The organism is Pseudomonas sp. L13 (assembly GCF_009935965.1).
In the GTDB taxonomy this organism is placed as follows: domain Bacteria; phylum Pseudomonadota; class Gammaproteobacteria; order Pseudomonadales; family Pseudomonadaceae; genus Aquipseudomonas; species Aquipseudomonas lactis.
The window spans coordinates 1-13,941 of the sequence record NZ_QODJ01000065.1 but is presented as its reverse complement, the minus strand read 5'-3'; the positions used below and the strand labels follow the sequence as shown (position 1 = coordinate 13,941).

The following is a 13,941-nucleotide window of genomic DNA, read 5'->3' as shown; positions in this document are numbered from 1 at the left end:
CTGAACAGTCTTCAGGCTTGCTCTTGTTCACGCAATTGCGCGCTCATCTCATCGCAACTGCGTACCCAGTCACTGAGCCACTGCGGCAGCGCCGGCGAGGTGTCGTCCAAGCCCAGCTCGCGGACAAATTCGGCCGGCGGCAGGGTGCCCTTGGTGCAGCGAAACAGCCCGCGCATCACCACCACGCCGACCACCCGCCCATTGCTGACGAAGCGGTGCTCCATCAGGTTCCACTTGTGGTCCCAGCCGAGAATGCGGGTATGCACTTCGAATGCCTCGAACAGCTTCAATTCCCGGCGAAACTTGCCCCAGGTATCGCCGACTATCGGCATCGCCTTATGGCGCAGCGCCACGCGAAAGGCGCCCGTGCGCAGCACAAAATCCATGCGTGCCACATCGGCCAGGGTGAAATACCGGCCATTGGTGACATGCCGGTTCAGGTCCAGGTCCAGCGGCCAGACGCGCATGCGCACCACCGTGGTGGCCAGGCCGTGAGCCGGTTTGCGCCAGGGGCGGCGCAACAGCATGTGCAGTAATCGAAACCAGAGATTCATAAAGACGCCAGACAGTTGATCAATGGCCGCACTGTACGGGGGCGGAATCGGCTAAGGTAGATGCGTAAATGACTTATTACATGCGAAAAGTGCAAGCTGGAGTTTTTACATGCACGTCACCTTGCTCCTGGCGGATCAGTGTTCCGCTGCCAGTGCCACCCTGGCCATGGAAATGCTCAAAGCCCACCCTTCGAGGTGACGCTCGCGTCCCTGGACGGTCAGCCGGTGACGGTATGGGGTGGGCAATGCCTGCAGGTGCACGGTTCACTGGCGCAGATCGCCCACACCGACCTGGTGCTGATTCCCGGGTTTCTCTTTACCCTCAAGGAAGCCCTGCCGACGTTCGCCGCCTACGGCCCCTGGTTGCGTGAGCAGCATGGGCAGGGCGCTGTATTGGCTTCGATGTGCACGGCGGCCTTCATGCTGGCCGAGACGGGCTTATTGCACGGCTTGCGTGCGACGACTCACTGGGCATTTGCCGGGTTTTTCCGGCGTCGGTATGCCCAGGTCGGCCTGGATGCGGGGCAGATCCTCTGCGAAGAAAATCGCCTGATCACCTGCGGCGGCGCTACGGCGGCGATGGATTTGATGCTGCACCTGATCCGCCGTTTCGGTTCGCCGGAGCTGGCTCATACCTGCGGCAAGTACTTGCTGATCGATGCTGGGCGCACTGAGCAGTCGGCCTACGCGATGTGGTCGCTGCCCAAGAGCCACGGTGATGCGCAGATCCTGCGTGTGCAGCATTGGTTGGAGCAGCACTTTGCGCAGTCATTGGTGATCGACGAGGTTGCCCAGCGCTTTGGCTTTGGGGTGCGTAATTTCAAGCGGCGTTTCAAGGAGGCCACGGGGTGTACGCCGATTGGTTATCTGCAGAGCCTGCGTCTGGAGCGCGCCAAGCAGATGCTTGAGTCGACACGGATGACGCTCGACAGCATCACGTATGCGGTGGGTTATGAGGACAGTAATTCGTTTAGGCGGTTGTTTCAGCAACGGGTGGGGATGCTGCCGGCGGCGTATCGCAAGAAGTTTCTGACTGGCCCGTGATCCAACTGTGGGAGCTGGCTTGCCTGCGATGACGGCCTGCCAGCCGCCCATATCTACCTGAAACCCCACGATCCAATTGTGGGAGCGGGCTTGCTCGCGAAGGCGGCTAGGCAGTCAACACAGTTGGATTGTGTACATATCCATTCCTGCGGTAACGGCCACTTAGGGTTCCGCCCTGACGGCGGGTCACTTTGGAAAAGCCCCAAAGTAACCAAAGGGCTCTTGCCCCACCACTCGGCACCTCGCTTAGGCTCGGTGTGCCCGTAATCCGCCAGTGATTTGGGGGGCCGCCGCCACGCGCCATCCATGGCGCGGGGCGGCTAAACCGGCATCCCTGCCGGTTTACCCCCCAAATCCCTGTCGAATTCCGGCCAGCGTGGTTCAACGGGGCGCCTGAGATCAAGATCAAAAGCGGCTCGCTTCGCATCGTGGTTACCGGGGAGGCAGTGTGATGTAGAAATTGAAGACGAAAAAAAACCGGCTGATCAGGCCGGTTTGGGGTGTCCCGCCAACAGTGCGGGGTTATACGTGGGTGCTCAGCAAGCGCTCGGCACCACCTTCAGCGAGTCCACGTTCCTGCAAGCGATCCGCACCGCCTTCAGCCAGGCCACGTTCTTGCAGGCGATCCGCACCGCCTTCAGCCAGACCACGTTCTTGCAAGCGATCAGCACCGCCTTCAGCGAGACCACGTTCTTGCAAACGATCCGCACCACCTTCAGCCAAACCACGTTCTTGCAGGCGATCCGCACCACCTTCGGCAACACGGGTTTCTATCAGGCGATCCGCGCCACCTTCAGCCACAACCGGGTGGGCAAAAGCGTTTGCAGCGAGTACCGAGAAAGCGAGGCTAAGCAGGATTTGGCGTTTCATGATGGTGTGCTCCGAGTATTTAAGTTGGGTGCCGTTTGGCATGGGTTTGATGTTACGCGTTGCATTTTTTAAGAGAACTTCATTGCGCTGATGGTGACTATCGACGCCAACGATGGTCCCGCTGGCGGGACCATCACTGCGGCCGTCATGGCATTTGCGGCAGTTCGTTGGGGCGCAGGTCAAACACCAGCACTTCGGCGTCTTCGCCATGGCTCAGGCGGATCTGGCGTTCGTCCCGTACGCGCACACCGTCGCCTTCCTGCAAGCGCTGGCCGTTGAGTTCCACGCTGCCGCGCGCCACATGGACGTAGGCGTAGCGATCCGGCGCCAGTTCCAGGCGGGTACTTTCGTCAGCATCGAACAGGCCGGCATACACCCGTGCGTCCTGGCGCACTTTCAGCGAACCGTTGGCGCCCTCCGGCGAGATGATCAACTGCAAGCGCCCACGTTTTTGCGCTTCAGTGAAATGCTCTTGCTGATAGCGCGGTTTGGCGCCGGCTTCGTTGGGCACGATCCAGATTTGCAGGAAGTGCACGCCATGACGCTGGCTATGGTTGAACTCGCTGTGGGCCACGCCGCTGCCGGCGCTCATCAGTTGCACATCGCCGGGGCGGATTACTGAGCCGGTGCCCAGGGTGTCCTTGTGTTCCAGCGCGCCTTCGAGCACGTAGGAGAAGATTTCCATGTCGCGGTGCGGGTGCTGGCCGAAGCCTTTGCCTGCGGCGACGCGGTCATCGTTGATCACCAGCAGGTCGGAAAAGCCCTGCTCCTTGGGGTTCCAATAGTTGGCAAAAGAGAAGGTGTGGAACGACTTCAACCAACCGTGATTGGCGGCGCCGCGTTCGGAAGCTTTGCGAAGGGTTAGCATGGTCCAGTCCTCAAGTGAGCGCGGGCTGCGAGATGCAGGGCGCTGGCGTTGAGAAGAAGGTTAATGGTTAACGGATGATTGATTAAGAAGGTGAAAATAGAATAACTGTCGCTTTCAGGTTGACAGTTAAAGTCGTGCCATAATGCTCGCCGCACTCCTTCTCGATGGACATTCCCCGCTTATGAAAACCGTGGCCATGGCGCTGTTCCCGGACTTCCTGTTACTCGACATGGCCGGGCCGCTGGAAGTGTTTTCGATTGCCAACCGCTACCTGCCGGGGGCCGATCACTACCAGATCCTCACCATCGGGACCGAGCCCGGCCCGTTGCGGGCGTCCAACGGCGTGAGCGTGCAGACCGACCTGCTGTTGGAACAGGCCCAGGCGGCCTATGACCTGCTGCTGGTGCCCGGGGGCCCCGGCGCCTATAACGAATGCCATCCCGCGTTGTTGCCCTGGCTCAAAGCGGCGGCGCCACGGGCTCGGCGTTTTGGCTCGATCTGCACCGGCGCTTTTGTGCTCGGCCACGCAGGCTTGCTCGACGGGCACCGCGTGACCACCCATTGGCACTACACCGAGCGGTTGATCAAGGCGTTTCCCAACGCCATCGTCGAGACCGATCGCATCTATTTGCAGGACGGGCGCCTGATCACCTCTGGTGGCGTCACCGCAGGTATCGACCTGGCGCTGTCGGTCGTGGCCCAGGACCACGGCAAGCAAGTGGCGGTGGACGTGGCCAAGGTGCTGCTGGTGGTGATGAAACGCCAGGGCGGCCAGGCCCAGTTCAGCCCGATGACCGCCGCCGTGGCGCCGCAAGAGACCCCGATCACCCGCGTGCAGAACCACGTGCTGGCGCATCTGGAACAACCCTTTACCATCGAGTCCATGGCCGAGCTGGCCGGCATGAGCGCGCGCCACTTTGCGCGGCTGTTCGCCAAGGATGTGCAGATGACGCCCATGGCGTTCCTGCAAGGCGCCCGTATCGACCGGGCCCGGCACCTGCTGGAAGCTACCGACCTGCCGCTCAAGACCGTGGCCTTCCACGCAGGCTTTGGCAGCGTGCGGCATATGCGCTTTCTGTTCAGCGAAAAGCTCGGGCTGAACCCTACTCAATACCGACAACAATTCAGTTAACGACAGCATGTCCGTCTCAGGCACCCGATTGTCCGTATCACTCCCCGTGCCAGCATTGTCCTGTCATCGCCAACTGGCAAGATAGCGTCGAGCCCATGGAAAAAGGATGCGCAGGCACTCAAGCACGGGTGTTTCAGCGCTGTGACGGACATGCAAAATGCTACGGCGGTGAGCTTTGGCCCCTACACCTTTCATCGGCAGCAGCGCCTGGTCAGTAAGGCGGGCTGGCCGGTACCGCTGGGCGGGCGAGCCTTGGATATTCTCGCGGTACTGCTCGAAGCGCCTGGGCACTTTTTCAGCAAGGCGACCTTGATCGAGCGGGTGTGGCCCAACAGCGTCGTCGAAGACAGCAACCTGCGCGTGCACATTGCCGCATTGCGTCGCGCCCTGGACGGCCAACGCTGGATCCTCAATCACCCCCAGCGCGGTTACTGCTTCGCTGCGCCTGCGCAGGACGCGTTGCCGACGCTGCTGCCTCAGCACAACCTGGCTGCGCGGCTGAGCCCGGTGTGGGGGCGCGATGAACTAGTGGGCGTGCTGGCGCGGCGTTTGGCCGTGCAGCGCTTGTTGACCCTCACCGGCGTGGCCGGCATTGGCAAGAGCACACTGGCCCTGGCCCTGGCCGAGCGGGCATTGCCGCGTTATCGCGACGGCGTATGGTGGCTCGACATGGCTGTTGTGCAAGCGCCGAGCGAACTGCTCGTTAGCCTGGCCAGGGTGTTGCAGTTGCATTCGGCGCCCGACAGTTTCAACGAACTGGGCCGGCGCCTGGCCTCGCGCCAGTTGCTGCTGGTACTCGACGGCGCCGACCTGCTGCTGGGCGCGTGCCGACAGCTACTGCGTGCGCTGCGCGAGACGGCGCCTGGCATCAGCGTGCTGATCACCAGTCGCGAAGCCTTGTTGGCCCCTGGCGAGTGGGCGGTGCGCGTGCCTCGGCTGGCGGTGCCGTCGCCGTCGGCCAATGTCGAACAGGCGATGGCCTGTCCTGCGGTGCAACTGTTCGTGGCGCGCACGCGTGCCAATCAGCAGGGCTTTGATTTGCGGCCCCAGGATTTGGCGCCGCTGCGCGACCTGTGCCGGCGCCTGGACGGCCTGCCGTTAGCGCTGGAATTGGCGGCCGCCCAGGTGGATGCGTTGGGTATCGGCGGTGTGCAGATGCAAGTACGCACGGGCTTGCAAGTGCTGGCCCGAGGGCGGCGCACAGCGGTGGAGCGCCATCGGTCACTCAGCGCGGCCCTGGATTGGAGCTACGCGCGCCTGAGCCTGCCGGAGTGCTGGCTGTTTCTGCAATTGAGCCTGTTCAAGATGGCGGTCACCTTACCTGGCCTGAATGACATGGTGGCCGGTACCGAGCTTGAACACGCTGACCTGTCTTACCTGCTGGCACGCCTGGTCAACGTCTCGCTGCTGAGCGTCGAGCCCGGCTTGGGCCCGCCGCGCTATCGCCTGCTCAACTGCGTGCGCAGCTACGCCCTGGCGCAATTGCGCGACCCGCGCCAGGTCGAGCGTTTGCAGCAAGGCTACGCGCCTTGCCTGGGCGCGTTCTCAGGCCGGCCGTTTGTCCTGCAACTCGTCGAGCAGGCAGCGCACGCGCAGTAGATCCTGGGTAGCGAAGCCTTCGCTGAAGCGTGCATGGATTGAACCGAGCAAGTCCCTGGCGAGCTGAATGCGCCCCTGCTGTTGCCATAATTGCGCCAGGGATTCGCCGCAGCGCAGCTCCCAGGCCAGCGCACCTTGCTGGTGCGCCAGGCCCAGGGCTTCCAGCAGCAGGTTTTGCGCGGCGTGCTCATCCTCTAGCTGCAAGGCGTACACCCGCAGAATCTCCGGGGCGCACCAGCCCGCCGCGCCACTGCGGGCGCGTTCCAGGGTGGGGGCATCCACGGCATGGGCACCGAAGGTGATCAAGGTGTCTTGGACCAGGCCCAGGCCTTGCCAATCCGGGTGGCCAAGAATACCGGCGTAATGCCCGGCCCAGGTCTGGAACAACTGCACCGAATGCTTGTGTGATTGCTCCAGCAGCAGCCGTTGCAGGGCTTGGGCGTCGTCTTCGGCGCCGTTGTAGCGGGCGATCACCACCCCAGCCAGGGCCAGGGTGTAGCAGATCGAGGTGCCGTGGTTGATCTGTAGCGCCAACTCCAGTGCCTGGCTGGCGGTGCGCCAGGCGCGATCGGGGAAACCCTGCAACCACAGGATCCGCGCCAACACGGTCAAGGAGGCGACGCTCTGGTCGTATTGCACGCCAACCCCGAGGGCAAAGCGGTTCACGTGACCGCTTTGGGACATACGCTGCAGCACCTGCTCGGCGTGGTGCCGCGCAAGGGCCTGGTTACCGGTGTAATGCTGGCCCAGCGCACGCAGCCGCTGGGTGCTCAGGTCCAGCAACGGCTCGTTGCGTGGGTCGAGCCGTTCGAACTGCACGCACAGCTCCTGCGCTGGGCCGTAGCGCCCGGCGCACAGGTTCACCGCCATCAGCCCGGAGACCGCACGCAACTGGCCGGCACGGTCGTGGCGCGCCTCGGCCAGGCGCGCGGCCCCCTCGAAGGCTGCAATGGTGCGAGGCGCAGCGCCCATGGCGTGATAGGAAAGGCTACCCAGGGCCAATTGCAGTTGCAGGGTCAATTGGGTGCAAGGCGCGGTGACCTGATCGATCAGCGCCAGTGCCTGATCCACATAGCCGCCGTGTTCACGCAGCAACGACAGTTCTTGCCACAGGGGCATTGCGCTGACCGTCAGGCGGATAGCCAGCAACTGCGCACCGCTATCGGCAAAGCCCCAGTCGAGAGCGGCGCGCACGTCTTCGCGCAGCGGTGCATAGCGGTCGATCCACGGCTGCGTGGCGATCAAGTCCCAGTCGCCCTGGGCCTGTTCCATCAGCGCCAGGCAGCGTGCAGCGTGGCGCTCTCGCGTGGCATGCAGCTCGCAGGCCTGGCTGAGCTTTTCCAGGGCGTAGGTGCGGGTGATATCCAGCAGGCGATAGACCATCTCGTCATCGCTTGCTTCCACATTCAACAACGACTTGGCCACCAGTTGCGTGATGGAGCCCAGCACTTCGGCGGGGGCCACTTGCTCCCCGGCGATCACCGCCGCTGCGCTGACCAGGCTGAAGCCGCCACGGAAGACCGCCAGGCGGCGCAGGCAGATTTGTTCGCACTCGGTGAGCAAGTCAAAGCTCCAGTCGAGCGTGGCGCGCAGGGTCTGCTGGCGGGGCAGGGCAGTGCGTCGCCCGCGGGTCAGCAGGCGAAAGTTGTCTTCCATCTGCACCAGCAGGCCCGGCAAGCCAAACCGTTCGATTTGCGCGGCCACCAGTTCGATCGCCAAGGGAATGCCGTCCAGGCGCTGGCAGATATCAATCGCCAGGGGCAGTTCAGCGTCGCTGAGGGCAAAGCTCTCCTGGTGAGACATGGCGCGCTCGATCAGCAATTGCATGGCCGGGTAACCCAGGGCCTGGGCGCGGTTGCCGGTGGCGGGCGGGCAGGCCAGCGGTTCAAGGCGCTGCACATATTCACCCTCGGCGCGCAGGGCTTCGCGGCTGGTGGTGAGAATGTGCAGGTGCGGTGCATGGCGCAGCAGGGTTTCACTGATCAGGGCGATGTCGTCGAGCAGGTGCTCGCAGTTGTCGATCACCAGCAGCATCTGGCGTGCCTGCAGGCTGCGGGCGAGGCTGGCCAGGGCCGTATTTTCTCCCGGTGTCAGGCCGAGCAGAGCGGCCAGGTTGGGCAGGATCATCGACGCCGCACTGAGCGGCGCCAGGTCCAGCAGGTGAATACCGTCGCGGTAATGCCCGATCAGCAATTCGGCGACGCGCAAGGCTACGGTGGTCTTGCCGATGCCACCGGCGCCGGTCAGGGTGATGAAGCGTTGCTGCGGCAGTTGTTGTACCAGGGCGTCGATCAGCGCTTGGCGGCCGATCATGCGCGTGCGCCGCAACGGCAGGTTATGGCTGGGGCGTTGGGGAGCACCGTCGGTGGGCAGCGTCATGGGTTCGATGCTCAATGGCGCAACAAAACTGTAGCCGCGCTGGGCGACCGTGACGATATAGCGCTGCCCGGCCTGGCCGTCACCCAGTGCCTTGCGCAGCGCCGCCATGTGCACCCGCAGGTTGCCGTCTTCCACCACACTTTTGGGCCAGACCCGTGCGATCAACTCCTGTTTGCTCACCACATTGCCGGCGTGCTCCAGCAGGATCAGCAGAATATCCACCGCCCGCCGCCCCAGGCGCAACGGGCGGCCGGCCTCCAGCACCAGGCGCTGGCGCGGGTGGATGCGGTAGGGGCCGAAATGCACGGCCTGGTCGCTCAAGTCATTCATGGCTGCCCAGGTTCTGGAGGAAGGGAGCGGCCAGCATATTCCAGGTACGTGCAGACCACTAGGCAGCGATCACATCAGGTTTGCTGCGCGAGTGGTGGTTTCGCCAGGTCATCGGGTTGACGCCTTCGCTGCGGGTGAACATATGGCAAAAGTGCGCCTGGTCGCAAAAGCCACATTCCAGGCTGATCTGCGTGAGGCTCAGGGACGAGCCGGTAATCAATTCCTTGGCGCGCTGGATGCGCTGCTGGCGAATCCATTCCTGGGGCGACAGCCCGGTGGTGCACTTGAAGGCGCGGGAAAAGTGGCTGCGCGACAAGGCGCAGGCCTGGGCCAGGTCGGCGATCGCCAGGCTTTCGCCGAGGTTGGCAAGGATCAGTTGCTTGGCGATGCGCTCACGCCGGGGGCACAGGCCCCCGGTGGCGGGCAACCGGGGGGCATATTGCTCGAGTCGGGCCATGACAAATATCCGCAGTCGATGGGAACGTTCCCGGTGGATGGGTGCAGTGTAGACGCGCTTCATCTTGTTGCCGGGCCGCCTGGCTGACGAGTTAATCGTTGTTAATTTCGCCAGGTGCGGTGCTGGAAAAGACAGCACAGCTATGCAATCGAAGGCGTGCAGTGCATGCTTCCCTGGCCCTCTGGAAAACGTTTGGATAACGCCCATGAACCGCAACGATCTGCGCCGCGTCGATATGAACCTGCTGGTGATTTTCGAAGCCTTGATGTTCGAGAAAAACCTGACCCGGGTCGCCGAAAAGCTGTTTATCGGCCAACCGGCAGTGAGCGCCGCGTTGGGCCGCTTGCGCGATTTGTTCGACGACCCGTTGCTGCTGCGCAATGGCCGTGCCATGGAACCCACCGCGCGTGCACTGGCGATACTCAAGGAGCTGCAACCGGCCATGGACACCATCTCGGGCGCCGTCAGCCGTGCCAAGGATTTCGACCCTTCCACCAGCTGCGCGGTGTTTCGCATCGGTTTGTCCGATGATGCGGAGTTCGGGCTGTTTCCGTCGTTACTCAGCCGCCTGCGCGAAGAAGCGCCGGGCATCATCGTGGTGGTGCGCCGCGCCAATTACCTGTTGATGCCCTCGCTGCTGGCCAGCGGTGAAATTTCCGTGGGGGTCAGCTACACCACCGACCTGCCGGCCAATGCCAAGCGCAAGAAGCTGCGCGATATCCCCTGCAAGGTCCTGCGCGGCGATGACGGCGAGGCGCCGCTGACCCTGGATGACTACTGCGCCAGGCCCCATGCGATGGTGTCGTTCTCCGGCGACCTGAGCGGCAATATCGACCTGGACCTGGCCCGCATCGGCCGCTCGCGCCGGGTGGTGCTGGCGGTGCCACAGTTCAGCGGCTTACGGGCGTTGCTGGCGGGCACGCAAATTATCGCCACTGTGCCGGATTACGCCGCGTGCGCGTTGACCGAAGGCACACGCCTGCGCGCCGAGGACCCGCCGTTTGCGATTGATGCGGCGGAGCTGTCGATGGTGTGGAGCGGAGTGCATGACAACGACCCGGCGGAGCGATGGCTGAGGGGCAGGATTGCGGAACACATGGCCCGCGCGACGTAGCTTTGCTGCAATTGTAGGAGCGAGCTTGCTCGCGAAAAACCTGAGGACGCCACGTTGAACCAGTAAGCCCGCGTTATCGTTGAGGTTCTTCGCGAGCAAGAACTAGGCGTCCCCCTCGCTCCTGCAAAAAGCCAAACAGCACATACATCCAATTCTCCCCACCGCTCAACGGGCCAGACTCTCCCCATCGCTCAATACCCCGGGGAAGCACTCAGCCATGGATTCAACCACCAACACCAGCCCCGACGAAGTCGTCACCCTGGTCGTCAAGCACCGGGTCAAGCCCGGCTTTGAAGTCGAGTACGAAGCCTGGCTGCGCCGCATCGTGCGCATTGCGGGCGAACGCCCTGGGCACCTGGGTGTTGACGTGGTGCGCAGCCAGCAAAACGGCATGGCGCTGTTCACTTGCGTGCTGCGCTATCGCTCGACCAACGCCCTTGAGCTGTGGCTCGGTTCCCCGCAACGCCAGGCCCTGATCGACGAAGCCGCGCCCATGCTGGCGGACGGCGACCAAACCGAAATCGGCGCGGCCAATGAGTTCTGGTTCACGCCTCAGGCCGAGGGCGGTGCCAAGCCGCCGCGCTGGAAGCAGGCGGTGGTCAGCCTGTTTGTGATCCTGCCGCAAACCTTGCTGCTGCCGTTTATCTGGGGGCCGATCCTGCGGTTGCACCCGTTTTTGTCCAATTACGTGGTCTCCACCTTCCTGGTCACCCTGACTATCGTGTTGCTAGTGGTGTACCTGCTGATGCCGGCGGCCACCCGCCTGTTCGCTCCCTGGCTTGAAGCCTCTGTAAAGGAAACCCTATGAACGCCGATCTGATTCTGTTCAATGGCCAGTTCCACACCGTGGACCGCGAAAACCCACGCGCCACCGCCGTGGCCATCCACCAAGGGCGCTTTGTCGCCGTCGGTACCGACGGCGAAGCCATGGCCCTGCGCGGCAGCGGCACCCAGGTCATCGACCTCAAGGGCCGCACCGTGATTCCCGGCCTCAACGACTCGCACTTGCACCTGATTCGTGGCGGGTTGAACTACAACCTTGAACTGCGTTGGGAAGGCGTGCCGTCCTTGGCCGATGCCTTGCGCATGCTCAAGGACCAGGCCGACCGCACGCCCACGCCGCAATGGGTGCGCGTGGTGGGCGGCTGGAACGAATTCCAGTTCGCTGAAAAGCGCATGCCTACCCTCGAAGAACTCAACCAGGCGGCCCCGGACACCCCGGTGTTCGTGCTGCACCTGTACGACCGCGCCTTGCTCAACCGCGCCGCACTGCGGGTGGCGGGCTACACCAAGGACACGCCGAACCCGCCGGGCGGTGAGATCGTGCGCGACAGCAACGGCAACCCCACCGGCATGCTGGTGGCGCGGCCCAACGCGATGATTTTGTATTCGACCTTGGCCAAGGGCCCGAAACTGCCCCTGGAATATCAGGTCAACTCCACCCGACAGTTCATGCGTGAACTTAATCGCCTGGGCCTGACCAGCGCCATCGATGCCGGCGGCGGTTTCCAGAACTACCCCGATGACTACGCGGTGATCGAGCAACTGGCCAAGGATCAACAGTTGACGGTGCGCATCGCCTACAACCTGTTCACCCAGAAGCCCAAGGAAGAACTCAGCGACTTCAAGAACTGGACCGGCAGCGTCACCTTGCACCAGGGCAATGACTACCTGCGCCACAACGGGGCCGGCGAGATGCTGGTGTTCTCGGCGGCGGACTTCGAAGACTTCCTCGAACCCCGCCCGGACCTGCCGCTGACCATGGAGCAGGAGCTGGAACCGGTGGTGCGCCACCTGGTGGAGCAGCGTTGGCCGTTCCGTCTGCATGCCACTTACGACGAGTCCATCTCGCGCATGCTCGACGTGTTCGAGAAGGTCAACCGCGACATCCCGTTCAATGGCTTGCCGTGGTTCTTCGACCACGCCGAAACCATCACCCCGAAAAACATCGAGCGTGTGCGTGCCCTCGGTGGCGGTATTGCGATCCAGGATCGCATGGCGTTCCAGGGCGAATACTTTGTCGAGCGCTACGGCGCCAAGGCTGCCGAAGCCACGCCGCCGATCAAGCGCATGCTGGCCGAAGGCGTGCCGGTAGGGGCGGGCACCGATGCCACCCGCGTGTCGAGCTATAACCCTTGGACCTCGCTGTACTGGATGGTCAGCGGCCGTACCGTCGGAGGCCTGGAGCTGCACGCCGAGGGCTTGCCACGCCTTACCGCGTTGGAGTTGTTCACCCACGGCAGCGCCTGGTTCTCGTCCGAGCAGGGCAAGAAAGGCCAGATCAAGGTCGGTCAACTGGCGGATGTCGCCGCGTTGTCGGCGGACTTTTTCAGTGTCGAGGAAGAAGCCATCAAGTGGATCGAGTCGGTGCTGACAGTGGTCGGCGGCAAAGTCGTGTACGGCGCCGGCGACTTCGAAGATTTCGCACCGCCACGGGTACCGGTACTGCCCGACTGGTCGCCAGTGGTCAAGGTGCCAGGGCACTGGCGCCCGACGTCGCCGATGCAGGCCCAGGTTCACCAGTGCAGCGGCCCCTGTGGCGTGCATGCCCACAGCCATGAAAAAGCGCGCCTTTCCAGCGTGCCGGTCAGCGACTTCCAGGGTTTCTGGGGTGCGTTCGGCTGCTCCTGCTTTGCCTTTTGAAGAACACCCCCATCCCCAAAGGAGTTACCCATGACTTACAAGCGCTTGAACAAAGACGATGCTGTTGTGCTGTTGGTTGATCACCAGACCGGCCTGATCTCCCTGGTGCAGGATTTCTCCCCCAACGAGTTCAAGAACAACGTACTGGCCCTGGCCGACGTGGCGAAGTTCTTCAACCTGCCGACCATCCTGACCACCAGCTTTGAAAGCGGCCCCAACGGCCCACTGGTGCCTGAGCTCAAAGAACTGTTCCCCGACGCGCCGTACATCCCGCGCCCAGGCCAGATCAACGCATGGGACAACGAAGATTTCGTCAAGGCCGTCAAAGCGACCGGCCGCAAGCAGATCATCATTGCCGGTGTGGTGACCGACGTGTGCGTGGCGTTTCCGACCCTGTGTGCCCTTGACGAAGGCTTTGAGGTTTTCGTGGTCACCGACGCTTCCGGCACCTTCAACGAAACCGTGCAACAAGCCGCCTGGGCACGCATGACCGCCGCCGGTGCGCAACTGGTCAACTGGTTCTCGGTGGCCTGCGAGCTGCAAGTGGACTGGCGCAACGACATGGAAGGCCTGGCCAACCTGCTCTCGCCGCGCATTCCCAACTACCGCAACCTGATGAACAGCTACTCGGCGTTCGCTGCCAAGTAACCGGGTCTGTAAAACACCGCAAAACCCTGTGGGAGCTGGCAATCTGGCTCCCACACGGGTTATGTATTGCCCGCAACATCAGCGCCTGGCACAGATCCCCTGTGGGAGCGGGCTTGCCCGCGATAGCGGTATGCCAGCCACCGATTTTTCAACTGAACCACCGCCATCGCAGCATGGGTATCTACACAACTGTGCAGTTCGCCGCAGCCGCCGGTAACCATGATGTGAAGCGAGCCGCTCTTGATCTGCTTTTGATCTTAGGCGCCCCGTTAAACCACGCTGGCCGGAATTCGACAGGGATTT

11 protein-coding genes and 1 pseudogene are annotated in these 13,941 nt (G+C 63.0%); 8 read left to right on the top strand and 4 right to left on the bottom strand.

All coding sequences use genetic code 11. The annotated features are described in order from the left end of the window. Positions 1–11: 11 nt before the first annotated feature. Positions 12–554: a thioesterase family protein gene (locus DK871_RS24275; RefSeq protein ID WP_161906903.1), complete on the bottom strand. Its 543-nt coding sequence runs from the start codon at positions 552–554 to the stop codon at positions 12–14. Between the two features lie 109 nt (positions 555–663). On the opposite strand from DK871_RS24275, the pseudogene DK871_RS24270 reads away from it, so the two are divergent. Together DK871_RS24270 and DK871_RS24265 are read left to right on the top strand one after the other, a co-directional pair. Next, positions 664–1,598: pseudogene (locus tag DK871_RS24270) on the top strand (GlxA family transcriptional regulator). A gap of 528 nt (positions 1,599–2,126) precedes the next feature. Beyond that, positions 2,127–2,540, top strand: a complete 414-nt coding sequence (locus DK871_RS24265) for a hypothetical protein (RefSeq protein ID WP_161906902.1) — start codon at positions 2,127–2,129, stop codon at positions 2,538–2,540. Positions 2,541–2,613: 73 nt separating this feature from the next. Here DK871_RS24265 and DK871_RS24260 read toward each other — a convergent pair whose 3' ends face one another. Next, positions 2,614–3,336: a pirin family protein gene (locus tag DK871_RS24260; protein ID WP_094775548.1), complete on the bottom strand. Its 723-nt coding sequence runs from the start codon at positions 3,334–3,336 to the stop codon at positions 2,614–2,616. 181 nt (positions 3,337–3,517) lie between these two features. Here DK871_RS24260 and DK871_RS24255 point away from each other — a divergent pair, with 181 nt between their 5' ends. Further along, positions 3,518–4,468, top strand: a complete 951-nt coding sequence (locus DK871_RS24255) for a GlxA family transcriptional regulator (protein WP_161906901.1) — start codon at positions 3,518–3,520, stop codon at positions 4,466–4,468. Between the two features lie 150 nt (positions 4,469–4,618). Further along, a complete protein-coding gene (locus tag DK871_RS24250; RefSeq protein WP_161906900.1) occupies positions 4,619–6,067 on the top strand; it encodes a winged helix-turn-helix domain-containing protein in 1,449 nt (482 codons plus the stop codon). Here DK871_RS24250 and DK871_RS24245 read toward each other — a convergent pair. Beyond that, positions 6,014–8,776 carry a winged helix-turn-helix domain-containing protein gene (locus DK871_RS24245; protein WP_161906899.1) on the bottom strand — a complete coding sequence of 921 codons (2,763 nt, stop codon included), beginning with the start codon at positions 8,774–8,776 and terminating at the stop codon, positions 6,014–6,016. The genes DK871_RS24250 and DK871_RS24245 overlap by 54 nt on opposite strands. Before the next feature lie 58 nt (positions 8,777–8,834). After that, positions 8,835–9,233 carry a helix-turn-helix domain-containing protein gene (locus tag DK871_RS24240; protein ID WP_003191911.1) on the bottom strand — a complete coding sequence of 133 codons (399 nt, stop codon included), beginning with the start codon at positions 9,231–9,233 and terminating at the stop codon, positions 8,835–8,837. A gap of 205 nt (positions 9,234–9,438) precedes the next feature. Between DK871_RS24240 and DK871_RS24235 the strand changes: the two genes are divergently transcribed. The 4 genes from DK871_RS24235 to ycaC all read left to right on the top strand — a co-directional run bounded on the left by DK871_RS24235 (position 9,439) and on the right by ycaC (position 13,638). Beyond that, complete coding sequence (locus tag DK871_RS24235; RefSeq protein WP_003191909.1) at positions 9,439–10,347, top strand: LysR family transcriptional regulator; 909 nt, start codon at positions 9,439–9,441, stop codon at positions 10,345–10,347. Positions 10,348–10,564: 217 nt separating this feature from the next. Next, positions 10,565–11,155, top strand: coding sequence for an antibiotic biosynthesis monooxygenase (locus DK871_RS24230; RefSeq protein WP_161906898.1), 591 nt, complete (start codon positions 10,565–10,567; stop codon positions 11,153–11,155). Then, a complete protein-coding gene (locus DK871_RS24225; RefSeq protein ID WP_161906897.1) occupies positions 11,152–12,990 on the top strand; it encodes an amidohydrolase in 1,839 nt (612 codons plus the stop codon). The genes DK871_RS24230 and DK871_RS24225 overlap by 4 nt, the downstream gene beginning before the upstream one ends. Before the next feature lie 30 nt (positions 12,991–13,020). After that, complete coding sequence (gene ycaC / locus DK871_RS24220) at positions 13,021–13,638, top strand: isochorismate family cysteine hydrolase YcaC (protein WP_003191905.1); 618 nt, start codon at positions 13,021–13,023, stop codon at positions 13,636–13,638. Positions 13,639–13,941: the final 303 nt, after the last annotated feature.